Source organism: Actinokineospora lacus (assembly GCF_053813445.1).
In genome coordinates, this window is sequence record NZ_JBQERA010000010.1 from 248,271 (window position 1) to 271,837 (window position 23,567).

The following is a 23,567-nucleotide window of genomic DNA, read 5'->3' on the forward strand; positions in this document are numbered from 1 at the left end:
CGTGATGCCGGTGCGCATCTTGATCTCCGCGGACATGGAAGGCGCCACCGGCGTCACCACCACCGCCGACGTCATCCCCGGCACCGAGGCCTTCGCCCGCTTCCGCCGCCTGCTCACCGCCGACGTCAACGCCGCCATCGCGGGCCTGACCGACGGCGGCGCCACCGACATCCTCGTCAACGAGGCACACTCCAGCCAGCGCAACATCCTCATCGAAGACCTCGACCCCCGCGCCCGCCTGCTCACCGGCCGCCACAAACCGCTCTCGATGATGCAAGGCATCGACACCGGCGTCGACGGCGTCGTCTTCCTCGGCTACCACACCGGCGCGGGCACCACCGGCGTCCTGGCCCACACCTACCTCGAGAACTCCATCACCGAGGTCCGCCTCGACGGCCACCCCGCAGGCGAAGGCGCCCTCAACGCCGCCCTCGCCACCGAACACGGCGTCCCCGTCATCCTCATCACCGGCGACGACCTCACCTGCGCCGACGCCGCCCACTACGCCCCCCGCGCCCGCCTGGCCCCCGTCAAAACCGCCATCAGCCGCTACGCCGCCATCTGCGACCCACCCACCGTCACCGCCGCCCGCATCCGCGACGCCGCCCGCCACGCCACCACCAGCGCCACCCGCACCACCCCCGACCCGCGCCCCCACCGCGTCGAGGTCGACTTCGACGCCACCCACCTCGCCGACGCCGCCGCCGTCATCCCCACCGTCGAACTCACCGCGCCCCGCACCGTCGCCTTCACCGCCGACACCATGACCGACGCCATGAAAGCCTTCAAAATCGTCACCACCATCGCCGCCCGCGCCATCGAAGGCATCTACGGCTGACCTACCCGGTCGCCCGCCACGCCGAAGGCACCACAGCCAACCGCTCCAAAAACTCCACCGCCCGCTGCACATCCAGCAACGGCGGCCCCGACCGGTGCGCGTGCGACGACCCGATCAACAACGCCGAGCGCACCTGCGCCCCCACCGCCTCCGGGAACATCCCCCACACCAACGCCCCCGCCCCCGCCACCAACGCCGCCGCCACCCCATTGCCCGACGCCGGACCCCACGGCCCCGGCACATCCTGACCCGGCGCCAACAACCCCCGCTGCGCGTCCTCGAACTCCACGAACCAACTCAACCGCCCCGACAGCGAACACGACGCCACCGGGATCACCCACGGATGCCCCGTCAACGCCACCGGACCCGCCGCCGCCGGAACCACCACCGGCACCCCCGCCGCCGCCGCGCCATCCACCGCCGCCACCAACGCCCGCCGCTCCCGCTCCGACCCATCAGTCACCGGCGTCCCCACCAGCACGATCCGCACCCCCTCGGCCACCAACCCCGCCACCGCCACCGCCAACCCACCCGGCGTCGCCCCCGCCACCCCCACCGGACGCACCACCACCGGCGACAGCGGACACACCGCCAACGGCTCAGCCGAGAGCACCGCCGCCAACACCCCCGCCTCAGCGGGCTCGGCCACCAACCCCACCGCCAGATCCGGCGACCCCGCCCCCCGCCGCCGCGCCGACGACAGCCGAACCAGGTCCATCAACGGCGAACGCGGCCCCGGCACGGACGTCAACCCCTCTCACAGCCCGCCGAACATGCGCGCACTGTAACGACCACAACACACCCCTGTACTCATCCAAGTGAGTGACACTCAACCCGAAGATGATCACTCACAGTCGCCCGCCCGAGAACTCCCGCACCGCCGCCACCACCTCACCCACCCCCCGCGTGTACAACCGCGTATCCACCGGCAACCCCGGACCCGACGCCACCGGCCACGCGTCCCGCCGATGCATCCCCCGCACCCCCTCCGTCTGCGGCGTCACCCCCGCCCGCACCCGAAACCGCAACGTCGGCCCATCCACCACCACCTCCCGCACCGTCTCCCACGGCAAAAACGCCGGCCCCTGCGCCGTCGGCACCCACACCCCACCCCCATCCAACGACAACGGCGTCTCCCGCCGCCTGCGCCGCGCCACAAAACCCACCACCTTCACCCCAGGCGCCACCAACCCAAGAACCACCCCCACCAGCACCAACCCCACCGACACCCCCACAACCACCAACACCACACCCAACCCCACCACCGCCCCGGCAACCCCCAACCACGGAACCAACCGCCGCCGCCACGCCACATGATCCACCTCGGCCACAAACCGCGCCCCGACAGCCACCATCGCCAGTCCTCCCCGATCAACTGGCACCAGAGGCTACTTGACCAGCACTAACACCCCGCCACGACCCGCCAGCCAACCCGAGAACGAGCAATGGCCGGGCGTCGCTTCCTCGTCGACACCCGGCCACCCAACCCCCATCATGCCGTCACCTGCCCACCCGATGCCAACGCGAATTTCCGCACCCCGCACACCACCGATTCGGCCACCCACCCACCATCACGCGCCGTATTCGGCCACCCCGCACACCCATCACCCCCGGTTCTCGGCCGCCGCCCCCGTCGACCCACCCACCGTCGCATCACCCGACGCCTGCCCCGGCTCCGGCTCCACGGGCACCACCCCACCCAGACCCCCACAGTCATTCACCCGCAGCACAAACGGCCGCGTCGCCGTATACCGCACCACCGACACCGACGCCGGGTCCACCACGATCCGCTGAAACGAATCCAGGTGCTGCCCCAACGCGTCCGCCAAAATCGACTTGATCACATCCCCATGGCTGCACAGCAACCACACCGCCCCCTCCCCGAACTCCGCCGCCACCCGCGCGTCATGCGCCCGCACCGCCGCCACCGCCCGCGCCTGCACCCCGGCCAACCCCTCCCCACCCGGGAACACCGCCCCCGACGGATGCCGCTGCACCACCGCCCACAACGGCTCCCCCACCAGATCCCGGATCGCCTTACCCGTCCACGACCCGTAATCCACCTCCACCAACCCCGGCTCCACCACCGGAACCAACCCCAACCCCGCCGCCAACGGCGCCACCGTCTGCCCACACCGCGTCAACGGCGAGACCACCAGCGACCGCAACGGCAACCCACCCAGGCGCCCCACCAACCCCGCCGCCTGCCCCTGGCCCACCTCATCCAGGAACACACCCTCACTGCGCCCGGCGAGCACCCCCGCGTTGTTCGCGGACGACCGGGCATGACGAAGCAGAACAACAGTGGCCACGCACCCGAGCCTAAGCCCCGATCACGTCGGGCTCACCGCCCCCGTCGCCAACAACCCGCACAACACCGCCCCCAACGCGATCCGATACCACACGAAAACCATGTAATTGTGCTTCGCCACATACCTCAACAACCACGCCACACACGCATACCCCACCACGAACGACACCACCGTCGCCGCGACCGTCTGCGGAACACTCGCCTGCAGACCAGGCCCACTGCGATCCAACACATCAGGGATGCTGAACAACCCCGCCCCGAACACCGACGGCACCGCCAACAAGAACGCGTACCGCGTCGCGTCCTCCCGCCGCAACCCCAGGAACAACCCCGCCGTCAACGTCCCACCCGAACGCGACACCCCCGGCACCAACGCCATCGCCTGCGCGAACCCCATCACCCAGCTATCCTTCAACGTCAACTTCGTCCGCACCTGCTTACCCGTCTCATCAGCCACCGCCAAGATCGCCGCGAACACCATCAACACGATCGCGGTGATCCACAGGTTCCGCAGCCCCGACCGGATCTCATCCTTGAACAACACCCCCAACACCGCGATCGGCACCGACCCGAAGACCACATACCACGCCAGCTTGTAATCCGGATCACTGCGCGCGTCCCGAGAGAACAACCCCCGAAACCACGCCGACAGCAACCGCCAGATGTCCTTGGCGAAATAGATCACCACAGCCGCCTCGGTACCCAACTGGATCACCGCCGTGAACGACGCCCCCGCGTCCTCCCCGAACCACAACTCCGACACGATCCGGATATGCGCCGACGACGAGACCGGCAGGAACTCCGTCAACCCCTGGACAAGACCAAGGACAAGCGCTTCAAACCAAGTCAAGAACCGACTCCCGAACGATCCAGGGCTTCCGCGGCGACCCGCAGCGCCGCCAGGCTTCGCTCAAGATCTTGCAGGATGGGTGAAACCGTCAACGTGGTGACCCCCGACTCCGCCAGGGCCTGCATCTTCTCCGCGATCCGCTCCCTGGACCCCAACAGCGACGTCTGGTCCACAAACCCCACCGGCACCGCCGCCGCCGCACCAGCGTGATCCCGCGCCAGGTACAAGTCCTGCACCCGCGCCGCCTCCGCCTCAAACCCCATCCGACACGCCAGGTTGTTGTAGAAGTTCTGCTCCCGCGACCCCATCCCACCCACGTACAGCGCCGCGTACGGCCGCACCACGTCCGCCGCCGCCTCCCAGTCCTCCTGCACCACCAACGGCATCGTCGGCACCACGTCGAACCCCTCGAGCGACCTGCCCACCTTCGCCCGCCCGCGCCCGATCAGCTCCAACGACTCCCGCCCGTGCTCCGGCGAGTAGAAGATCGCCAACCACCCATCGGCGATCTCCCCGGTCAACTCCAGGTTCTTCGGCCCGATCGACGCCAGGTAGATCGGGATCTCCTCCCGCACCGGGTGCACCGTCAACTTCAACGGCTTGCCCGGCCCATCCGGCAACGGCAGCGTGAAGTGCTTCCCCTCATAACTCACCCGCTCCCGGCGCAACGCCGAGCGCACGATGTCCACGTACTCCCGCGTCCGACCCAACGGCTTGTCGAACTTCACCCCGTACCAGCCCTCGGACACCTGCGGCCCCGACACACCCAGCCCCAACCGGAACCGCCCACCCGAGAGCGTGTCCAGCGTCGCCGCCGTCATCGCCGCCATCGTCGGCCGCCGCGCCGGGATCTGCAGGATCGCGCTGCCCACATCGATGCGCTCGGTCTGCGCCGCCACCCACGCCAACACCGTCGGCGCGTCCGACCCGTACGCCTCGGCGACCCACGCCACCGAGTACCCCAGCCGGTCAGCTTCCCTGGCCAGCGCCAGGTTCGCCGCGTCGTTGCCCGCACCCCAGTAGCCCATGTTCAGTCCAAGTCGCACCCGCGTGACATTACCCGCAGGTAGTACCAGTCCGGAGTGGCGCTCCCCACCAGCACCCACCCGCGTCCTAGGCTTCCCCGACGTGGAGCAACGACACCTCGGCCGCAGCGGCCTGCGAGTCTCCCGGCTCGCCCTCGGCACCATGACCTGGGGCCGCGACACCGACGCCGAGACCGCCGCGGCCCAACTCGTCGCCTTCACCGAAGCGGGCGGCACCCTCGTCGACACCGCCGACGTCTACGGCGACAGCGAAGCCATCCTCGGCGCACTGCTGGACACCGTCGTCCCCCGCGACGACATCGTCCTGGCCACCAAAGCCGTGGCCCGCCGACACGACGGCCCCTTCGGCGGCGGCGCCTCCCGCGGCGCCCTCCTCGCCGCCCTGGAAACCTCCCTGCACCGCCTCGACACCGACCACGTCGACCTCTGGCACCTGCACGCCTGGGACGCCAACGTCCCCCTGGAGGAAACCCTCTGCGCCGTCGACGCCGCCGTCCGCAGCGGCAAGGTCCGCTACGCGGGCATCTCCAACTACAGCGGCTGGCAGACCGCCACCGCCGCCACCCGCCAGGCCCACACCGCGGGCGCCGCCCCCCTGGTCAGCACCCAGGTCGAGTACTCCCTGCTCGAACGCGGCATCGAACGCGAAGTCGTCCCCGCCACCGCCCACCACGGCATGGGCATCCTCGCCTGGGCCCCGCTGGGCCGAGGCGTCCTCACCGGCAAGTACCGCGCCAACACCCCCGCCGACTCCCGGGGCGCCTCCCCCCAATGGGGCGGCTACGTCGAGCAGCACCGCGGCGACCGCGCCAGCCGCATCGTCCAGGCCGTGGTCACCGCCGCCGAGGGCCTGGGCGCCACTCCCCTGGCCGTGGCCCTCGCCTGGGTCCGCGACCGCCCCGGCGTAGCCGCCCCCATCGTCGGCGCCCGCGACACCACCCAGCTCAACGGCTGCCTCGCCGCCGAGACCCTCACCCTCCCCCTCGAGATCTGCGCGGCCCTGGACGACGTCAGCAAGCCCGACCTCGCCTACCCCGAACGCCACCTCGACTGACCCGGCAGACCCCCTCCTTCTGTGTGTTTTTGCTTTTGATGGTTCTCGATGCTGCGCAGGATCGGCGGTGTGGAACAGTCTAATATCTTGATAGTGAATATTGAATAGTTAGATTGTGAACGGTTGGTCAATCGAGTCATGGCGGCCAGCTGGGTCTCTGGGCAGTCCACGCCAGTGGGCGCGACCGGTCATGAGCAAACAGGGGTAGAGAGGGCGGAGAGGTCGACTACGAGAGGCACGTCCAGCACGCGACAAACGAGGACCTCCCCTGGAGCGCCCCCTCTCGAACCCTTCAACAGCGGCCATCCCGCGTGGGCGCCCTGTCCTCCTCGCGCAAGGCGCCCATCTGCGATGCCAGTCCCCTCCTTGGGCTCCACTTCGGCCTCAAGCGACATTCGCGGAACGAACGCAGTCGAATCCGGGTCGACCGCCGCACTCCATCTCGGTGACCAGCACCCAATCGCCCTCACCGCGCGCGCCCTTGCCCTCCCGTGTGCCTTCCTCGCCCCCTCTTCGCGCCCCTCCTCTCCCCTGCTCCCTCTCCTTGCGCCCCTTCCTCGCGCTTTGGACCTGGCCCTTCTACGGCGTTTTGTTCTTGTTCCGTCGTGCTTGTCATCACGGTGACCAGCCTCGCCAATCACCCGTTATCTTGATAGTCGATAGTGAATAGTGAGATCGAGCGTCGTGGGGGAGTCGGACCAGCAAAAGATCAAGGGGTCAGGAAGGTCGCCGCGGTCGGAGGTGACTCAGTGGAGTCAGACGATCTCGGACTCGGTGGTCGGCAGGAAGTAGTCCCGGACATCCGCCCGGTACATCAGCCGGGTGGCGGTCAGCAGGAGCGTCGCGGAGACGGCGACGGCCACGAGGTCGACCACTCCCCTGATCAATCCGATCGTCAGGGCCAGTGACAGGAACGCGCTCAGGCAGACCGCCACCCGCGCCCAGTCGCGTCCGCCGCGAACGCTGAAGGTGAACCACACCGTCAGCAGCAGGGGAATGGCGAACAGCATCGGATCGACGGCCGCGCGCGCCACTTCGACCACGGTCACCACGGCCTGGAGCAGCAGCAAGGCCGCCGCCGTCCGGATCGCGGCAGGCGGGTCGACCGGCCGCGGATCACCGAAGATCGGCAGGTGCATAGGATCGATCGACATTGATTCCTCCCGCACTCGTGCCCGGTTATTCGGTACTGCCGCACCTGTCGTTACAAACGGATAACCATCGGTTGTCCGGGCGACACAGCCCACATGGGCGTGGCTTGCCGCCGGTCGGTGCGGGATGCTGGAAGACGTCCTTTCAGCTGATGCCCGTCGGAGGAGTTCGTTGCGCCGTCCGGTCGCCACCGTGGCCACTGCCGTCCTGCTCGCCGCCGCGGGCTGTTCCTCCGAACAGCCCCGTGACGAGCTGATGGTCACCACGGACCCGGTGGCCGCCACGGCCGCCCGCTCCCCCGCCCCCACAGCCACCCCCACGGGCCAGGTCGTGCCCGCCGAGGCCGCCTCCGCGCTGGCCATTGCGTCAGGCACTCTCGCCGTGGCCACGGCAACCGGCGTCGACCTCTACGACCTCGACGCCCTGGACGCGGCGCCCCGCACCGTCGCGCTCCCCGGCCCGGTCGAGACCCTGACCACCGACGACGGCGCGCTGCTGGCCGCCGTGCCCAGCAAGAACCTCCTCGTCCGCGTCGACCCGGGCACCGCCACCACCACAAAGGTGTCCGTCGAGGGCGGCCCAGCCGCCGCGGCGAGGCACCCCGCCGGGACGCTCGTCGCCGTCCGCGACACCAAGGGCGTCGTCGTCATCGGCGCGGACGACGCCAGGAAGACCTTCTCCGGCGGCCTGCTCAGCGCCGACCAGGTGTATGCCGTGGGCGACCAGGCGATGGTCCTCGACCGGCTGCGCAACGCGGTGTTCCGAGTGGACTTCGCCGACGGCGACGTCGAGGAGGGGTTGCGCGCGGGCCAGGGCTCCACGAACGGCGTCGTCGACCGGTTCGGCCGCGTGCTGGTGGTCGACACCCGCGGCAACGCGCTGCTGGCCTTCGGCATGGAGCCGCTGCTGCTGCGCCAGCGCTATCCCGTGCCCGGATCTCCGTACGGCATCGCCTACGACGCCACCCGCGACCTGGCCTGGGTCACGCTGACCGCGACCAACGAGGTGGTCGGCTTCGACGTGGCGGGCGGCGAGCCCCAGGAGCGCTACCGGTTCCCCACCGTCGGCCAGCCGGACTCGGTGGCCGTGGACCCGGCCGATGGCCGCGTGGTCGTGGCCTCGGCGAACGGAGGAGGTGTCCAGGTGATCACACCATGACAGAAGGGGTGATCGACGGCGACTGGGAGTACCGGCCGCTGCGGCTGCCGCCCCAGGTGTCGCGGCTGACCGCGGCCACCCAGCTGGCCATCCACGCGGAGTTCTCCGGCTGGGAGCTGTCCAACGTGCGGCTCTACGCCGACGGCACGCGCAAGGTGTGGCTGCGGCGCAAGCGGCGGCCCGGGGCGGTCCCCGGGGTCATCACTTAGCGGGCAGGTTGGCCACGCCTTCCCACACCGCGCGCGAGCCCGCCTCGCCGACGCGGAAGACGTGCACCGACGCCGCTCCGGCCAGGCCGACGGCCAGCACCGCGGCCGCGATGACGGCGACGCGGGCGCGAGTGGTCCTGCCCTCGGAGCGCTCGGCGGACTGGTGGGCCGTGTGGGCGACCATCAGGGCCAGCACGGCGATCAGCTGCGGGACGACGAAGTAGATCAGGGCTTCGCCGAGTTCCTGGTGTAAGAGGATCGCCGGGTTCGACGGCAGTCTGCGCTGGAGGAGTTCCCCGCTCTGGGCGGCGATCGGGGTGAGGGCGGTGCCGACACCCACGATCGCGGCGACCACCCAGCCGACACGGCGGCGGGCTGCGGGCCACACCGCGATGGCCACGGTCCCCAGCGCGCCCAGCGGCACCAGGACGACCACCGCGTGGATGATCAGGACGTGCAGCGGCAGTCCGTTCACGAACTCGGGCATGGACACCTCCGGCTGATAGATCCTGAGTCTCTCGAAACTACGGTTCGATGACCCCACGGGTTCACAACTTTCCCCCACTTTGCGCAAGGCAGACGATCTTGGGCAGGACTCCGGCGGGAGCATGTGCCCGAAGCCGGGCAGGACCACCGCGGTGTCAGACCAGGGCGTCGGCGTGGGTGGTCCGGACGAGCTGGCCGACAACCATGGCGCCCATCAGGTACGTCGACGGTGAGGGCGGCTCCGTGGTCGAGGCCGGGCCTGTCCGGCCAGTGCGCGGCGGTCATCTCCGCGCCCAGGCGCAGGTCATCGCGGCGCACGGACTGTTCGAGGGCGCGTCTGCAGATGGCCGAGACGGGCACTTCGGACGCGCGGACGGCCTCGGCGTCTTGGCCTAGCGCGCGGTGGTGTCCGAGCGCACCGCCGCGCACCGGCCTGTGCGGTCTGACGGCCATGGCCTTGCCGCTGACCCGGTCGAGCCGGATACCGCGCAGGTCTTGGACGAGGCATCCGACGGAGTGCGGCAGGGCAGCGGAGGAGCCGACCAGTTCGCCTGCGGACAGGAACACAGAGCCAGCGAAGATATCGACGTGCCGGACGGTCAGCGCGATGACCGCGAGCCCGGCCCTGCCTGCGCGGTGTGGCCTGCCGCCCGACGCCTTGTCGGCTGGGTGGTCGCGGCGTCCGGTGAGGACGACCTGCTCGACCGGTCCTCCGCGACGAGCACGGCCTCCGCCCGCACGGCGGAAGCCAAATCCGGTCTGCCCACGGGGGGCGTAACGGCCCGGCGGTTCTCCCTGCGGGGCGCACTCTCGACGGCAGGCGCCGCATCGGCGAGCTTTGCCTCGGCTGGTGGGCGCCACAGCCAGTTGGGCGAGGTCGTCAGTTGGTCGGATGTCTCCGGGTTTGATGGACCGGACATGCCCGCGGTGGTCGTGGGCCAGGACGTGGACAGGTTGTTCGGTGGCGTGCGGGAGGGCGTCGACGATCTTGTGCGGGACGCGGCGGTGTGGGGCGTGGCTGTGCGCGAGGAGGGCCGTGACCTCGGCGGCGGGATCGCCCGCCGCGGCCACGGCCAGCTCTGCCCCGTCATCCAGGACGCCCCGCGTGGCCACGTCGCATCCTGGCACGCCGGTGTCAGCAGTTGCGCAGGAACCGGTCCAACACGCGCGTGCCGAACTGCAGGGCGTCGACGGGGACGCGCTCGTCCACGCCGTGGAAGAGCGCGGTAAAGTCGAGGTCGGCGGGCAGCTTGAGGGGGGCGAAGCCGAAGCAGCGCATGCCGAGGCCGCTGAACGCCTTGGCGTCGGTGCCGCCGGAGAGCATGTAGGGCACGGCGCGGGCGCCGGGGTCCTCCGCGACGATGGCGTCGGTCATGGCGTCGACGAGGGCGCCGTCGAAGGTGGTCTCGACGGCGGGCAGCTTGCTGACCCACTCCCGCTCGACGTGGGGTCCGAGGATGTCGTCGAGTTCGCGCTCGAAGGCGGCCTCGCGGCCGGGGAGCACGCGGCAGTCCACGATGGCCTCGGCCACGGAGGGGATGACGTTGGCCTTGTACCCGGCGTTGAGCATGGTCGGGTTGGCGGTGTCGCGGAGCGTGGCGCCGATCATCCTGGCGACGGTGCCGATCTTGCCGACCGTCCCGTCGAGATCGTCCTCATCGAACTCCAGCCCGGTGAGCTCGCTCATGGCGGCGAGGAATTCCCGCACGGACTCGGTGAGCACCAGCGGGAACCGGTGCGTGCCCAACTTGGCGACCGCCTCGGTGAGCTTGGTGACCGCGTTGTCCTCGTGCACCATCGACCCGTGCCCGGCCCGCCCGCGGGTCCGCAGCTTCATCCAGGCGATGCCCTTCTCGGCGGTCTCGATCAGGTAGGCCCGCACCCCGTCCTTCACCGTGATCGAGAACCCCCCGACCTCGCTGATCGCCTCGGTGGCCCCCTCGAACAGCTCCGGGCGGTTCCGCACCAGCCACTGCGACCCGTAGTCCCCGGCGGCCTCCTCGTCGGCGAGGAAGGCGAAGATGATGTCCCGCGGCGGCGTGGCCCCCTCGCGCTTGAACCGGCGCGCCGTCGCCAGCGTCATCCCCACCATGTCCTTCATGTCGACCGCGCCACGGCCCCACACGTAACCGTCCTGCACGGCGCCGCTGAAGGGGTGCACAGACCACTCGGACGGGTCAGCGGGAACGACGTCAAGGTGCCCGTGCACGAGCAGCGCCCCCCGCGACGGGTCCGCCCCCTCCAGCCGAGCGAAGACGTTCCCCCGCCCCTTGGCCCCCGACTCCACGTAGGTGGTCTCGTACCCCACCTCCGCCAACTTCTCCGCGACGTACTCCGCCGCCTTCCGCTCCCCCACAACCGTCGCCGGGTCCCCGGTGTTGGTGGTGTCGATCCGGATAAGTTCGCTGGTCAGCCCCACCACCTCGGCCTCAGCGCTAGACGGGGTCGACCCACCCATACCTGTCTCCTGCTCGCTCACACCGCCCTTCCTACCACCCTCCCCACCCAACGACCGCCCCGATTTGGGCCCCCCGAGGACGATCAGATAAGGTATCCCCACACCACGCGGGAGGGCCCAGCCCCACCCCGCACTGTCCGGGTGGCGGAATGGCAGACGCGCTAGCTTGAGGTGCTAGTCCCCGTTAAGGGGGTGGGGGTTCAAGTCCCCCCTCGGACACATAACTGCCCCACGGGTGCATTCTGAGTCTATCAGGTGCGTTCCGTGGGGCTTGTTGTTTCGGCTCTCTTCGGTTCGATGATGGTGCCGTTCACGGAGTGTCGGATGACCATTCCGGTACTCCGCAGGTAGCCCTCCACGCCAGCCTCCTGGACGCCGTCACCGTGGTGAGCAAGCCGTACCGCGATGGTCTCCAGGAGATGGTCCTCCCGCACATACAGCGGCTTCGGCACGTCGGGGCTCGGGGTGTGCGCGCTGGTGCGGCCATGGCGGCAGCGGTAACCAGGGCGCCTGTGGACCCAGTGCGAGTCCATACGCCGCCCGCACAGCCCACAACGCACCAGCCCCGACAGCCGATACCTGCGCGTACGGCCACACTGATCGACCCTCACCACCTGGGCCGCCTGCGCCGCAACGAAGTCCACCTCCGCGACCAACGGCTCGTGCGCCAACCGCTCCGAGACCGCCCACTCCCCCACCGGTCGCCGCACCGACGGCCGCCGACCACTCGCTGACCGCTGGCCACGGTCGGCAGCGGTCCGGCTCCACACCTGCCTGCCTGTATAGCGCGGATTCTCCAAGATCTCGATCACCGACCGCAACGTCCACCGCGCGCCGGAGCGATGCCGATTGCGGTCCCGGTCGACCGCCGACGGACACGCGACACCCCGCTCGTTCAACCCCCGCGCGATCCCCGCCGCGCTCTTCCCCGCGATCCGCTCAGCGAAGATCCACCGCACCGTCTCCGCGGTCGCCGGGTCCGGCTCCAAGCGCTGCAGACGACGACCCCACCCGGCATGGCGTCGGTTCGGATGCGGTCCCGCATCCACCAGGCGGTACCCGTACGGGGGCCGACCACCCAGGTACCGGCCTTGTTCCACCACCTGACGGCGCATCGCGGTCATCGCCCGATGCCGAGCACGCAACACCTCGCGCCGCGATTGTGCGCCCAACACCTTCACCAGCGCTTCATGCCACACACTGCCCCGCTCCACCGGCCCCTCGGCCTCCGGAAGCCACAACTGCACCCCGGCCTCATCCAGCACCGTCAACACCGCATCCAACTGACCAGCATCGAACGCCCGCTCAAACTCGCCCACCACCACGGCGTCGAACTCTCGGTCCGAACTCACCGCCGCGGCCAACAACGCAGCACCGGCCGGGCGCTGCATCCATGGCACCTGACGTGACACGCCGACGTCGAAGAACTCCGCCACGATCCGCCCGTGGCCCTCGATCAGGCGCGACGCGACGTCCCACTGCCACGCCCGAGTCGTCACCGGATCCTGAAACCCCACCGTCGAGGCACGGCCGAACAAGGCGAATCGCAACCCACCTGCCCCCTCTCCGGCTCGGTCCGACCCCCTGTTGCAACCCAACCACCGATCCAACGACGACCCACCAGAGTCCGGCATCCCTCGGCACCTCCCGCTCGACGGCCCTGCAAAACCGACGAGTCCCGGACAACGCGATGACGACGACGCCGCGACGATCACCCGAGCGGCCCAACGCGCCACACGTCAACGGGCGCGCGTGTGGCAAGGTCGTGATCATGCCGGTCAACAGGCGCGGGCCCGGAAGGATGACGGCCACCAAGACGACGAACAGGAAGGGCCCCGGGGTGGCCGAGGACAACCAGGGCCAAGACACGAACACCGCCCGGCTTGGCCGATCGACACCCGGCTCGTCAACGGCATGGCCCGCGCGGCGCGAGCCGAGTACGTTCCGGCCGCCCGTGCCGAGCTGCAGGCGTGGCTGGCCGCCGGGCCGGGGCCGCGGACGCTGCGCCCCGGGCGCGGGCGGGCCGGGGTCGAGCGGGCCCGCGCGGCGCGGGAGCTGGGCGCCGCCGAGCTGGTCCACCTCGGCGAGCACCTAGCCGCCGCCATCACCGAGGCCACACCGACGTTGCCCGGCTGGTATCGGATGCGCGCCGAGGACACCCCCACCGCGGCCGGGTTCGCCACCTACGCCCGCCCCCCACTGGTCAACGGGGCGCCGGTGCGGGCAGGGGTGTGGTGGCCGCGGCGCGGCAGGTGGACGGTGACGCTATGGGCCGAAGGCGAGCGGGGCCTCGAGGAAACCGCGCCCGCCGAGCAGGACCCGGACGAACTCGCGCGGACACCCGCCCGGCTCGTCGACATCGCCGCCGTGCCCGTCCCCCCGCCACAGCGGGCGGACCCGGCGACCCCGGTGGCCGAGGCAGGCGAAGCGGTGCGGCTGATCGTGGCCACATGGCTGCTCCTCGCCCAGGACCGCGCCCTCGACATCGCCGAAGTACGCGGGTCACGGTCGGTACGCCTCGCCATCGCCGTGGACGGGATGCTCCCGCCCGAGACCGCCGTGCGCGCCGTCGAACTCCGCTCCCCCGCCGAGAACGAGCACCAAGACGTCGAGGACGGGGCGGGCCCGCGCGGTTGGTGGCGACCCCAACGGGGCCCGGGTGGGCCGGTCGGGACGCGGCGACCATGGTGGGTGGTCAACCACCAACAGTGAGGTTGGCGGGGCGGTGCTGGCAGGCGCAGCCACCCACAGAACGCACCGGAACCCGCGCCAACCCGGATTGGGTCAACACGTTCGGACACCCTGGCCGATCGAGGCAGGACGCGGCCTTGCCCGCGGCTCCTCCTGGCCCATCGTGGCCGCGGTGATGGAGAGCCAGCACCCGGTCGGCATCGGCTCGTCAGGTGCTCAAAGGCTGTAGATGGTGAGGGTCGTCGGGCCGGTGAGGCTGCTGATGCCCGACCCGGCACAGGCGGCGGCGTCCGGCGTCACGAGGGTCGCGACCTGGACCGCGCTGCCCGGCGCGTACCGCCCCGCCGTGATCAGACCCGTGTTGGTGATCACGGCCTGTCCGCCGACCACGGTGGTGGTGAAGTTGTAGGTGAAAGTGGTCGGCGTGGCCAGCGGGTTGCCCCAGTTGTACGTGCGGGACGTCGAGCCGGCGTTGAGCAGTGTCGTGCAGGAGACAGTGTCGGTGAACACCTGGGTGTAGGACGCGGCGGGGGCCTGGAGGTCGGTGCAAGCGGGGAAGAACCCGGTGAGGACACCGGTCAGGAACGTGGGTGTGTTGGTGATGGGCGGGTCGTAGGTGATCGCCCAGGTACCGACACAGGTCTGGACGGGGGTCTCGGCGTGCGCCGAACCCGCGGAGGCCAGAACGCTCCCCGCCACCACGAGCACCGCCGCCGAGAAAGCGCCCAACGTCCGCGACCTGCTCATGGCGGTTCCCCTTTGCTCAACCCGTTCCGTGCTACGACCTTCCCCATGGTTCACGGGCGCAGGGGCGCTGAGTACCGCCGTTGCGGCATTCCGCGTGGCTGGTGCGGGAGCGTTGACATGGTGGCTACGGCTACACGGTCAGGTGCGCATCGAGCGGCAGCGCGGCGCGAACGCGGCCCAGGTCGCCGACCGCCTGCGCGGCAGGGGCGGGCGCCTGCTGGAGCGGCGCGTCGACGGCTCGGTGACCGAACTGGTCATGGGAGCAGACGATGACCGGTGACCGCAGCGACCCCGAGCCGCCGGTACAGGCCCCACCGCTCGGGCAGGACCGCCTCGGCGCCCCCGACCGCGAGCACGACGCCCCGTTCTCCACCTTCTACCGGGACTACACGCCCAGCCTGGTGCGGTTCCTGCGGTGGCAGGGCGTCCCGCTCGGCGAGGCCACCGACATCGCCCAGGAGACCATGACCCAGCTCTACCGCCACTGGCCCACCGTGACCAACAAGACCGCGTGGGCCCGCACGGTCGCCTCCCGCCGCTGGGCCCGCCGCATCGCCGACACACACCGCGAACAGCCCGTCAACGGCGACGACCTCGACACCCTCGCCGCCGCGAGCCTGATCAGCACCGAGCAAATCCTCGCCTACGAACAGCGCCACCACGCGCTGCGCCTGCTCAACACCCTGCCGCCCCGCCAACGCCAAGTACTGGCCTGGACCCTCGACGGCCACACCCCCACCGAGATCGCCGAGGAACTCCAGATCACCTCCGACGCCGTGCGCGCCAACCTGCACAAAGCCCGCCGCACCATCGCCCAGCACGTGCGCAAGGAGCAGCGATGACCCCCACCCACGAACCACACGAACCCGAGCCAGACGACCTCTCCCCCGAAGCACTCGCCGAAGCCGACACCTGGCTGACCCGACAGCACCACGACACCGGCACCGACCTCACCAACACCCTCGACCTCGACACCGGCCTAGGCGAGATCCTGCTCGCGGGCCACCACCGCGACACCGGCACCGACCTCACCAACACCCTCGACCTGACCGCAGGCCTCGCTGCCATCCTGCCCACCACCACACCCACCACACCGCCACCCACGCGGTTCACCGACCTGCTCGACCGGCTATCCGCCACACCCACCACCCGCCTGACACACCGACACCTACTGCGAGCACTAGCCACCGACATCTTCCACCACGCCACCAGCGCGAACGCCCGCCCCACCCGCACCCGCGACCTCGACCTCGTCCGAGCCCGTACCCTCGCCCTCGACCTCGTCTTCGACCGCGGCCACACCCGCGCCAGCAACCTTGACCGCGCCCGCGACCACGCCATCGACCTCGCCCGCGACCTTAACCGCGCCCTCGACCTCGCCCTTACCCGCGCCCTCGACCGCGGCCACACCCTCGACCGCGACCTCGACCTCGACCATCAGAGGGACGTTGAAGCACAGATCCTTGCTCTCGCCGGTCAGCTCTGCACAGCGGTGTGTGAGGCTGTAGTCCGTTCCGGGGTCGGCCAGCTGGTGCGTGCGATCAACCGGGAACCCATTGTGGACACCTCGTGGCTGGACATGGCGACCATCGACGCCCACACCGCAGACCGCCTCCATGACCTGACCGATGACTTCGTGACCGCCGACCTACGCCAAGTCAACGTGACGAACCTGGATCTGATCGGTGTGCAATGGTCGAGGTCGACCACCAAATGGCCACCAGCCGACGAGGAATGGATCCTGACAGCATCCGAACCAGGACCCGGCGGGATCTACACCATCCGCGCGGCATCCGCGGGCGACGGCCTCACAACGGCACCCACCCCAGGCCCGATATCGGTCTAACCACCCGCAGGGGCGGACACGATCGAGGCGCCGTTCCGGCCACGCAGTAGGCCGAGGCCTGCGGATGCTGCGCCCCGGGTGCGGGCGGACCCGCGTGGCCGAGCACTTGGCCGCCGCCGAGCTGGTCCACCTCGCCGAGGGCTTGGCCGACGTCGTCGCCGACGCCGCGGCCAGGGCGGGCCCGCGCGGTTGGTGGCGACCCCAGCGGCCCCGCGCGGGCCGGTCGGGGCGCGGCGGCCGTGGTGGGTGGTCAACCACCAGCGGTGAGGCCATCGGGCGGGTGAGGCCGCGCAGTTAGCCCGCGTGCCGGTTGGCCCCTTGGACGGCCAAGCCTGCGACGATCGCCTCCATGACCACTCCCACCGGTATCCCGTACCAGCAGCTACACGAGCAGGCGCACCGCACGGGTGTCGAGGCCGCACGCGCCGCGGGCTGGGACCACAGCAGCGGCTCGGTGTACGTGATGCTCAGCAACGGCGGCTATCTCGACTGGTGCAAGGCCAACGACCTGCAAGTGGTCAACAGCAACTGCCTTGTGGTGCGCCTGCCCACGGACGAACTCGACTGGCCTGCCACCGCCCACCAGTCCTACACGCCCCAGGTCCGCTATGGGTCGGCCTACGTTGCTGTCCTCTCCGACAACGGTGTAGGGGCCGCCGTAACCAAGGGCTCTGACTGAGGCGAGCGCCCACGCCCCCAGCGAGCCCCGCGCGGGCTGGTCGGGGCGCGGCGGATGTGGTGGGTGGTCAACCACCAGCGGTGAGACCGCGCGAGGACCAGGGGCTGGCCCGCACCTACGATGCCCACGCGCCCGAGCACGTGGAGGAACCCTGATGTCCGATGCCCCCAGCCATCGGTCGTGGGTGGCGAGTGGGAGATCCACGTCGACGGCACCGTGACCCACCTCAAGCCCGCCCAGCCCGGCGACGAGGGCAACGACGACCCGACACGGGGACCGAAGTCCAAGCCGGTCGGGCCCCGCCGGTCCCCTTCGATGCTCACGGCCGCGACGATCGAGGGCAACTCACACCACTACGCCCGGGTCCACTGACCAGCAACGGTGACGGTGCGCCACGTCTTCGAGGTGACGCGTGCCGAGCGGCCGGAGGCGCGCACAGCGGGTGAATCCGGGGGCTCCGGCGCTGTGGGGAACCTGCGTTGTCGGTGCGGGCCGCGAGGATCACGGAAACGCGGGAGGGAGCGGCACTATGACGGACTGGTGGGGCATCGCGGGTGACGGGGCCGGGTGGGCCGCGGCCGGGATCGCCGTTGCGGCGATGTTTGCCAGCCGTCGCTCAGCCAAGGCGGCCGAGGGCTCGGAGACCGCGGCCAAGGAGTCGGCGGCCAGCGCGGCCACGCTGGCCCGGGTCGAGACCGACCGCGAGCACCGCGAACTCGAGCCGCGACTGGAGTACGCGCTGACCTTCGACAACGACGACGCCGGGCCGTTCGTCGGCCCTGGAGCCAGGGGCCGGCTGGTCATCACCCTGACCGGGCCCCACGACTTGGATGACGTCACCGTGGCCATCCGCGACCACCGGCCCGTTCGCATCACGGGCGGAGCCATCGCCGAGGACGTGGCCCCGAGGAGCTGGAATACGTGGAGGTTCCAGCAGTGGGACGACGGGCGCACCGTTCCCGGCCGCCCGCTGGCCCGCCTCGACCAGCTGGTGTTCACGCTCTTCCCGATCGGGCCCCCGCCGCCGCAGTACACAGCGCAGTTGCTCGCCCAGGACAAGAACGCCCCTCTGCGACTGGTCGTCACCTGTACCCGCGCGGGGTACGAGCCGTGGGTCTTACGGGTCGATGTCACGCCCGAGCCCACGGACCTCGGGTTCGTCCACTGACACCTCGGCCGCTGGCGTCGCGGTCCGGCGGCGAGCACCAGGCCGCCAAGCATGGGTTGTCAGGGGCGCATGGTCGTGTGTGCGCCGAGGTCATCGTTGTCGCGGTGCCTGCTGCTGATGGACTGCGGTCTCGCCGCGCCAGCCAAGTTGCCGAGGCCGCTTCTGAGGCGCCGAGAACGGACTTCGAGAACGTAGAGGACGCCCAACAGGGCTACCACCAGCATGGCCATGATGATGAAGATCGGCATGGTTCTCCCTGAATAAGGGCACGCTCCGGACGTGCCGGTTCTCTTGAGGCTAGGGGCATCCACGCGCCGAAGACAGGAACTTGATCGGGACTTAGGGAACCAGGCGTCGGAGGACTCGTCCACGGACCGAAACGTTTCGACGCCCTCGCCCACATCTCCCCCGCGCACAGTGAGAACGTCAACTTTCTCCGGTGCGATCAAGGGCGGCATCCACGGCGAACTCGCCCAACTCGACGCCACCGGGGACCGGCCACCGCGCGTACGCGACACCGCGCCGAGCGAGTTCGCGGTGTGGGGAACCCACGGCCCCCGCGCCCTCACCGGCGAAAGCCTGCCCGGCAACCACCTGGCCCGCCCACCGCGCAACCGGTGGCACGGCAAGACAGAACCGCACTAACGCCCGTGGCGGTCACGGCCACAGCAGCGGCACCGCCGTGGTGGCCTGTCCGTGCGAAGGCCCGCACGAGCGGGGGCGCCGCCGCGGCGGTTCGCCGACAAGCGCCAGACCGTCAAGGGACCGGGCCGCTTCATGCCCCCCGGGGGGGCGAAGCAGGTCGCGCAGCCCGTCGGCGTCGTCGTGATCGCCGACGAGTGCCGCGAAGCCGGGCGGCGGGCAGGTCCCAGCTCGGAGAGCAGCAGCAGCCACGCGGACACCGCCCCGTAGAACACCGACGACGGTGCCTGGCGGCAGCTGATCGGCGCCGTCACGGTGCCCGTGCCGCGGCGAACCGGCCGCATGCCCGCCCCTCCGGCCGTCGAGCTCGGCGAGCCGCGCGGCCAGGGGCGCGGGCACGAAAGCGGGCGCGCGGCGCGGAGCCGTCGAGGTCGATGTCATAGGAAGTGCCAGCCACCGATGCGATTGACGACGCTCGCCGTGTGAATCACTATCCGCTACGCCCTCGATAAATAGCGTCCACCGCCACCTATGGGCAGAAGAATTGACGTGACCGTTCCAGACGGAACAGGCGAGGTTTTATTTACTGCGTTGATACTTGTGAACTTGCTGGCCAGGGCTGATGTGACACAAGCCCCGAAGTTCGCTATATCGCGATTCCGGGGCTTGTGTCAGATATTTGGTCGAAGTCCGTGGCAGCGGTCTTGGACCGGTTGTTTCCCCTTGGTTGCTCGGCTGGTAACCGCGCGATCACGCTGGGGGATTGCTATCACCATGCGCTTGCACCGGCCACGAAGGGCTGGCTCCTTCAGCGTACCCCTGTCGCAGGGGGTTTCGCGCCGTTTGGGACTGGTTGAGACACCGCAGACCTGCGCCGACACGGCAATGACGTCGTCGTTCACGCACGCTGTGCCCTGGCGTGGCAAGCCCTGGTTGAGACGCGATGAGTCGCCGTGTGGGCGCTTTGTCTCATTGGTGGTCCGCTGAGACGGGGGGTGGGGCAGTTGCGACGTTCGCGTCGCGGCCCGTCTCATCTCGCCCGAGGGGGCGGAAACATTCGCGTCGCTCTCGCGTGAACCGGATCGCAGGGTGTATTCATAGAGTGATTCCCGGAGCACGAGGTGCATCGGGACTCGCATTCCCCGCGTTGGTGGCAGCCGTGCTGGGAATGGGCTTGGTGTGTGGAGACTTGGCTGGAACCACGCGAATCATGTTCATCAGGGGTGCCCGGGCTTATCGGGAACCCCCGGGATCGAGGGAGATCACCGTGTCCGCAGAGGTCATGCCCCCGGAGTCAACGCCGAATCGGACGTCGGTGACCTACCCGCAGGTGCTGCTGGCCTGCGTGGTGTTCGGTTTCGTCGCCCTGCTGATCGCCTTGGGCCACCCGCCCACCGACGCGGTGACCACAGCGGCCGGGACCGGGGCACTGGCGGCGGCTCTGAGCATCGTTCCCTGTGGCGCCCGTGCCGCCGGTCGCGGCCTCGCCCGACTCCTGCGTGCCGGTCTGACCGCCGAGGGCGGCCCCAGATGACCACCCCACCCAAGCTCAGTGAGCTGCGGGAACGACTGTTCCTGCTCGATCTGCGCAGCAGCTTGGGCCCCGGAGACGAACGCCGCATTCTGGCCCGCATACGGAGCGAGCACGACCGCAAGACCGCCGAGCGCGCCCTGCGGCACCGATCCGACGACTGGGCCGTGTACCACCTGATCCTGGAGGCGGGTGCGGTCCCGCCCGACACCCGGTCGCGTCTACGCGAGCATTGGCAGTCCGCGGACGGCTCCCTCCCCGCTCCGGAACCCAGGCCCGTGCAGGCGCCTCCTTCCTCGTCCGGCCCCGGATACCCCCACCACCGAGCCCGAACTTCTCACCCTGCTGCGCTGGCTACATACGAGCTCGGGGGTTGGGAAGACCGCGCTGGCCAAGAAGACCGGCATCACGCGCAGCCAGGTCCACCGCATCCTCCAACAGGATCGGGGCACCATGCCGACCAAGCCCGAGCAGGTCCAAGCCCTGCTACGCGCCTTCGGCCTGCCCGAGGCCCACGTCACCGAGTACATGACCCTGTGGAACACCATCAAGACCGACCAACACCCCACCCCCACGGCTGCACCCATCGACACCGAACCTGTCATCCCGCGATCCGATCAAGCCACCAGGAACATAAAGAACAATCCGAGAGAGCCACGCCAGCCCCAGGGAAAGAAGATCCCACCTGGCTTTCGGTGGCTCTCGGCATACTCATCCTTGTTGTCGGGTTCATCGGGTTGATCGGGTTCATCATGTGGATTGTGTGGGCGACTGGCCCTGACGTTTCATCTTCGGTTCGACCTCGGCCCCAACCCGCCCATCGCGTGCCCAGTGGCGAGACCTGCGACGACAACGTCTGGAGGTTTTCCTCACGTCAACGAACCATCGAAGCCACGACCCAGCATCCCAGCCCCAGCAAGTTCCTGACCGTCACCGTTGATGTCGCCATCGACGGTTGCCGCAACAACGCAGCAGAAGAAGTGGCCGTCTGGAAGCTCCTGATCGACGGCGAGACCGTCCGCGACGGAGTCGCATTCGACAATTCGCTTGGGAACACCGGCGAGGGGAAAGTGATGTTGCCTCCGGGAGCAACGCTGGAATTCATCGCCGAACGCAACGACACGCCTGACTGTCTACCAACCCTGTCCCTCACCATCAGCTACGACACCGAACCAGACAAGGCGCGATGAACAAAAGTGACCAAGACGCGCTGCCGGACCGATGTCGCCATCGCCGAGGTACCGGCCGCGGTCTGTGAGGTCGCCGAGGTGCGCGGATCGCGGTCAGTGCGCCGCCGCGCCATCGCCGTGGACGGGGGTGCTCCCGCCCGAGGCCGCGGTACGCGCCGTCGAGCTGGTCGGCTCCCTCATCGAGAACGAGGGCCAGAACGTCGAGACCAGGGCGAGCCCGCACGGCGCAAGCCTCCGGAGCGCAACGAACACACCTGCCCGATTTGCCTGTCCGTCCCCGCCAACCGTGCCGCAAGATGGTGTCCAAGCCGGGAGCGAGGATTCTGTGTCTGGGCGCCGTGATGGCCACCATGCACCCCCAGCGGCCCGGCGCCGCACCGGCCCGAACCACCACCCCCGCCCGCACTCCCCGCCCACCGCGAACAACCGCACCGGCCCCAGCCGAACGGCAGGACCCCGCACGCGCCGCGTTCGTCCCGCGCCACCTACGCGACCTGCACACCGACACCGACGGGCGCTGGGCCCGTTCGACAGGGCCCGCCGCGACGGGCTTGATCCCGAACCCAGACCGGGCAGACGGGCGCTGGTCGGCCGCCGTGGTCGCCGTGATCGAGGGGCGGCTCGACACCATCCGCGCGGCTGTGGGCGCCCAGCCCGACGTCGGCGCGTCGACCGCGGCCGAGGTGTTGGCGGCCTGGTTCGGTGTCGACGTCGACACCGCCGTCCTGGTCGAGCTGGACCGGCGCGGCCTGGTGACACAGGTGGGCGAGTACCACAGACACCCGATGTACGACGGCCGCGCCCTGGAACGCCTCACCGACCGCACCGAGCGTGCGGCGGACCGACGTCGAACACCTGATCCGGGCCGGACTGCTCACCGCCACCAAATGGGCCCGCAACCCCCGCCGGTCCAAGCGCTCAGGCACGGTCGTGCCGCTCTACCGGGTAGGCGACCTGAACACCCTGGCCGCCGAACAGACGATCGGACTGGGCCGCGGTACGGACGACACCGAGGGGGCGCAGGTCCCCCTGGCCGCCCTCCCCGACACCCCGACCGCCCGGTAACCGAGAACGTGCCCGGGGCGAAGCGCGGCGTGGGCCACGGGGCCCACGCCGCGCTAGGACGCTAACGGATGAGGTACTGGATGAGCTGGCCGAGCACGAAGAGGACGACCGGCAGGACACCGGATGAACGCCGTGGAGGCGTGCACTGAGCACAGTGACGGTGTCGCCTGGGGGTGATACGCCGCTTAGGCATGGATGACACTCCCTCTATCGACCGGCCGGAGACATGGCTCTCCTACAAACCGGCGGAATCGGCCTGTTTCAGGCCGTTAGAGGAAGATCGACACAGATGCGAGCATCCCAGGCGCGAGGTTCATGGTCAAGACCGAGTTGAAGTAGATGCCGCGCTGCTCAGAACCGCTTTGCCGCAGATCCAGCGGGCCGAACTCGTCCACGCGGATCACAAGAAGCGCAGGTCTCCTCTGGCCGCGCTGCCGACGCCCCGA

General features: G+C 69.9%; 31 protein-coding genes and 1 tRNA gene. 20 read left to right on the forward strand and 12 right to left on the reverse strand.

Going from position 1 to position 23,567, the window contains the following annotated elements:
- Positions 1–10: 10 nt before the first annotated feature.
- On the forward strand, positions 11–838 hold the full coding sequence (locus tag ACTG9Q_RS24525; RefSeq protein WP_455575234.1) for a M55 family metallopeptidase: 828 nt from the start codon (positions 11–13) through the stop codon (positions 836–838).
- Between the two features lies 1 nt (position 839).
- Here ACTG9Q_RS24525 and ACTG9Q_RS24530 read toward each other — a convergent pair whose 3' ends face one another.
- The 5 genes from ACTG9Q_RS24530 to ACTG9Q_RS24550 form a co-directional block, all read right to left on the reverse strand.
- Positions 840–1,460 (reverse strand): hypothetical protein, encoded by a 621-nt coding sequence (locus ACTG9Q_RS24530; RefSeq protein WP_455575235.1) that lies wholly within the window; start codon positions 1,458–1,460, stop codon positions 840–842.
- A 226-nt stretch (positions 1,461–1,686) separates the two neighbouring features.
- On the reverse strand, positions 1,687–2,193 hold the full coding sequence (locus ACTG9Q_RS24535) for a hypothetical protein (protein WP_455575236.1): 507 nt from the start codon (positions 2,191–2,193) through the stop codon (positions 1,687–1,689).
- A gap of 249 nt (positions 2,194–2,442) precedes the next feature.
- Positions 2,443–3,150: an MSMEG_4193 family putative phosphomutase gene (locus ACTG9Q_RS24540; protein ID WP_455575237.1), complete on the reverse strand. Its 708-nt coding sequence runs from the start codon at positions 3,148–3,150 to the stop codon at positions 2,443–2,445.
- A 21-nt stretch (positions 3,151–3,171) separates the two neighbouring features.
- Entirely contained in the window at positions 3,172–3,999 is an 828-nt protein-coding gene (locus tag ACTG9Q_RS24545; RefSeq protein WP_455575238.1) for an undecaprenyl-diphosphate phosphatase, read from the reverse strand.
- Complete coding sequence (locus ACTG9Q_RS24550; protein ID WP_455575239.1) at positions 3,996–5,045, reverse strand: LLM class F420-dependent oxidoreductase; 1,050 nt, start codon at positions 5,043–5,045, stop codon at positions 3,996–3,998. Before ACTG9Q_RS24550 ends, ACTG9Q_RS24545 begins: the two co-directional genes overlap by 4 nt.
- Positions 5,046–5,127: 82 nt before the next feature.
- On the opposite strand from ACTG9Q_RS24550, the gene ACTG9Q_RS24555 reads away from it, so the two are divergent.
- Complete coding sequence (locus ACTG9Q_RS24555) at positions 5,128–6,099, forward strand: aldo/keto reductase (RefSeq protein ID WP_455575240.1); 972 nt, start codon at positions 5,128–5,130, stop codon at positions 6,097–6,099.
- 755 nt (positions 6,100–6,854) lie between these two features.
- Here the strand turns inward: ACTG9Q_RS24555 and ACTG9Q_RS24560 are convergent.
- On the reverse strand, positions 6,855–7,253 hold the full coding sequence (locus ACTG9Q_RS24560) for a hypothetical protein (protein ID WP_455575241.1): 399 nt from the start codon (positions 7,251–7,253) through the stop codon (positions 6,855–6,857).
- Positions 7,254–7,443: 190 nt separating this feature from the next.
- Here ACTG9Q_RS24560 and ACTG9Q_RS24565 point away from each other — a divergent pair, with 190 nt between their 5' ends.
- Positions 7,444–8,409, forward strand: coding sequence for a YncE family protein (locus ACTG9Q_RS24565; RefSeq protein WP_455575242.1), 966 nt, complete (start codon positions 7,444–7,446; stop codon positions 8,407–8,409).
- The gene (locus tag ACTG9Q_RS24570; RefSeq protein WP_455575243.1) at positions 8,406–8,618 is read left to right on the forward strand and encodes a DUF5703 family protein; all 213 of its coding nucleotides are present in this window, start codon (positions 8,406–8,408) and stop codon (positions 8,616–8,618) included. The genes ACTG9Q_RS24565 and ACTG9Q_RS24570 overlap by 4 nt, the downstream gene beginning before the upstream one ends.
- Here ACTG9Q_RS24570 and ACTG9Q_RS24575 read toward each other — a convergent pair.
- Entirely contained in the window at positions 8,611–9,105 is a 495-nt protein-coding gene (locus ACTG9Q_RS24575; protein ID WP_455575244.1) for a DUF2231 domain-containing protein, read from the reverse strand. The genes ACTG9Q_RS24570 and ACTG9Q_RS24575 overlap by 8 nt on opposite strands.
- Positions 9,106–9,308: 203 nt before the next feature.
- Between ACTG9Q_RS24575 and ACTG9Q_RS24580 the strand changes: the two genes are divergently transcribed.
- On the forward strand, positions 9,309–9,500 hold the full coding sequence (locus tag ACTG9Q_RS24580) for a hypothetical protein (RefSeq protein WP_455575245.1): 192 nt from the start codon (positions 9,309–9,311) through the stop codon (positions 9,498–9,500).
- Between the two features lie 739 nt (positions 9,501–10,239).
- On the opposite strand, the gene ACTG9Q_RS24585 is transcribed toward ACTG9Q_RS24580, so the two are convergent.
- Entirely contained in the window at positions 10,240–11,562 is a 1,323-nt protein-coding gene (locus ACTG9Q_RS24585) for a M20/M25/M40 family metallo-hydrolase (RefSeq protein WP_455575246.1), read from the reverse strand.
- Between the two features lie 135 nt (positions 11,563–11,697).
- Here ACTG9Q_RS24585 and ACTG9Q_RS24590 point away from each other — a divergent pair.
- Positions 11,698–11,781, forward strand: a tRNA-Leu gene (locus ACTG9Q_RS24590).
- Between the two features lie 32 nt (positions 11,782–11,813).
- Here ACTG9Q_RS24590 and ACTG9Q_RS24595 read toward each other — a convergent pair.
- Positions 11,814–13,112 (reverse strand): recombinase family protein, encoded by a 1,299-nt coding sequence (locus ACTG9Q_RS24595; RefSeq protein WP_455575247.1) that lies wholly within the window; start codon positions 13,110–13,112, stop codon positions 11,814–11,816.
- A 364-nt stretch (positions 13,113–13,476) separates the two neighbouring features.
- Between ACTG9Q_RS24595 and ACTG9Q_RS24600 the strand changes: the two genes are divergently transcribed.
- Positions 13,477–14,274, forward strand: coding sequence for a hypothetical protein (locus ACTG9Q_RS24600; protein ID WP_455575248.1), 798 nt, complete (start codon positions 13,477–13,479; stop codon positions 14,272–14,274).
- Between the two features lie 195 nt (positions 14,275–14,469).
- Here the strand turns inward: ACTG9Q_RS24600 and ACTG9Q_RS24605 are convergent, their stop codons facing one another.
- Positions 14,470–15,000, reverse strand: coding sequence for a hypothetical protein (locus ACTG9Q_RS24605; RefSeq protein WP_455575249.1), 531 nt, complete (start codon positions 14,998–15,000; stop codon positions 14,470–14,472).
- A gap of 142 nt (positions 15,001–15,142) precedes the next feature.
- On the opposite strand from ACTG9Q_RS24605, the gene ACTG9Q_RS24610 reads away from it, so the two are divergent.
- The 7 genes from ACTG9Q_RS24610 (at position 15,143) to ACTG9Q_RS24640 (ending at position 18,693) form a co-directional block, all read left to right on the forward strand.
- On the forward strand, positions 15,143–15,280 hold the full coding sequence (locus ACTG9Q_RS24610) for a hypothetical protein (protein WP_455575250.1): 138 nt from the start codon (positions 15,143–15,145) through the stop codon (positions 15,278–15,280).
- A complete protein-coding gene (locus ACTG9Q_RS24615) occupies positions 15,270–15,842 on the forward strand; it encodes an RNA polymerase sigma factor (RefSeq protein WP_455575251.1) in 573 nt (190 codons plus the stop codon). The genes ACTG9Q_RS24610 and ACTG9Q_RS24615 overlap by 11 nt, the downstream gene beginning before the upstream one ends.
- A complete protein-coding gene (locus tag ACTG9Q_RS24620) occupies positions 15,839–16,846 on the forward strand; it encodes a hypothetical protein (protein ID WP_455575252.1) in 1,008 nt (335 codons plus the stop codon). The genes ACTG9Q_RS24615 and ACTG9Q_RS24620 overlap by 4 nt, the downstream gene beginning before the upstream one ends.
- A gap of 64 nt (positions 16,847–16,910) precedes the next feature.
- Positions 16,911–17,144 (forward strand): hypothetical protein, encoded by a 234-nt coding sequence (locus tag ACTG9Q_RS24625; RefSeq protein ID WP_455575253.1) that lies wholly within the window; start codon positions 16,911–16,913, stop codon positions 17,142–17,144.
- 51 nt (positions 17,145–17,195) lie between these two features.
- The gene (locus tag ACTG9Q_RS24630) at positions 17,196–17,525 is read left to right on the forward strand and encodes a hypothetical protein (protein ID WP_455575254.1); all 330 of its coding nucleotides are present in this window, start codon (positions 17,196–17,198) and stop codon (positions 17,523–17,525) included.
- A 180-nt stretch (positions 17,526–17,705) separates the two neighbouring features.
- Positions 17,706–17,897 (forward strand): hypothetical protein, encoded by a 192-nt coding sequence (locus ACTG9Q_RS24635; protein WP_455575255.1) that lies wholly within the window; start codon positions 17,706–17,708, stop codon positions 17,895–17,897.
- Between the two features lie 157 nt (positions 17,898–18,054).
- Positions 18,055–18,693, forward strand: a complete 639-nt coding sequence (locus ACTG9Q_RS24640; RefSeq protein WP_455575256.1) for a hypothetical protein — start codon at positions 18,055–18,057, stop codon at positions 18,691–18,693.
- Positions 18,694–18,752: 59 nt separating this feature from the next.
- Here ACTG9Q_RS24640 and ACTG9Q_RS24645 read toward each other — a convergent pair whose 3' ends face one another.
- On the reverse strand, positions 18,753–18,941 hold the full coding sequence (locus ACTG9Q_RS24645; protein ID WP_455575257.1) for a hypothetical protein: 189 nt from the start codon (positions 18,939–18,941) through the stop codon (positions 18,753–18,755).
- 169 nt (positions 18,942–19,110) lie between these two features.
- On the opposite strand from ACTG9Q_RS24645, the gene ACTG9Q_RS24650 reads away from it, so the two are divergent.
- From ACTG9Q_RS24650 to ACTG9Q_RS24675, 6 genes are all read left to right on the forward strand, one after another.
- On the forward strand, positions 19,111–19,338 hold the full coding sequence (locus tag ACTG9Q_RS24650) for a hypothetical protein (RefSeq protein WP_455575258.1): 228 nt from the start codon (positions 19,111–19,113) through the stop codon (positions 19,336–19,338).
- A 51-nt stretch (positions 19,339–19,389) separates the two neighbouring features.
- The gene (locus tag ACTG9Q_RS24655) at positions 19,390–19,605 is read left to right on the forward strand and encodes a hypothetical protein (protein WP_455575259.1); all 216 of its coding nucleotides are present in this window, start codon (positions 19,390–19,392) and stop codon (positions 19,603–19,605) included.
- A gap of 997 nt (positions 19,606–20,602) precedes the next feature.
- Positions 20,603–20,869: a hypothetical protein gene (locus ACTG9Q_RS24660; protein WP_455575260.1), complete on the forward strand. Its 267-nt coding sequence runs from the start codon at positions 20,603–20,605 to the stop codon at positions 20,867–20,869.
- 189 nt (positions 20,870–21,058) lie between these two features.
- Entirely contained in the window at positions 21,059–21,607 is a 549-nt protein-coding gene (locus ACTG9Q_RS24665; protein ID WP_455575261.1) for a helix-turn-helix domain-containing protein, read from the forward strand.
- 83 nt (positions 21,608–21,690) lie between these two features.
- Positions 21,691–22,056, forward strand: coding sequence for a hypothetical protein (locus ACTG9Q_RS24670; RefSeq protein ID WP_455575262.1), 366 nt, complete (start codon positions 21,691–21,693; stop codon positions 22,054–22,056).
- 831 nt (positions 22,057–22,887) lie between these two features.
- The gene (locus ACTG9Q_RS24675; RefSeq protein ID WP_455575263.1) at positions 22,888–23,121 is read left to right on the forward strand and encodes a hypothetical protein; all 234 of its coding nucleotides are present in this window, start codon (positions 22,888–22,890) and stop codon (positions 23,119–23,121) included.
- Between the two features lie 269 nt (positions 23,122–23,390).
- Here ACTG9Q_RS24675 and ACTG9Q_RS24680 read toward each other — a convergent pair whose 3' ends face one another.
- Positions 23,391–23,516, reverse strand: coding sequence for a hypothetical protein (locus ACTG9Q_RS24680; protein WP_455575264.1), 126 nt, complete (start codon positions 23,514–23,516; stop codon positions 23,391–23,393).
- Positions 23,517–23,567: the final 51 nt, after the last annotated feature.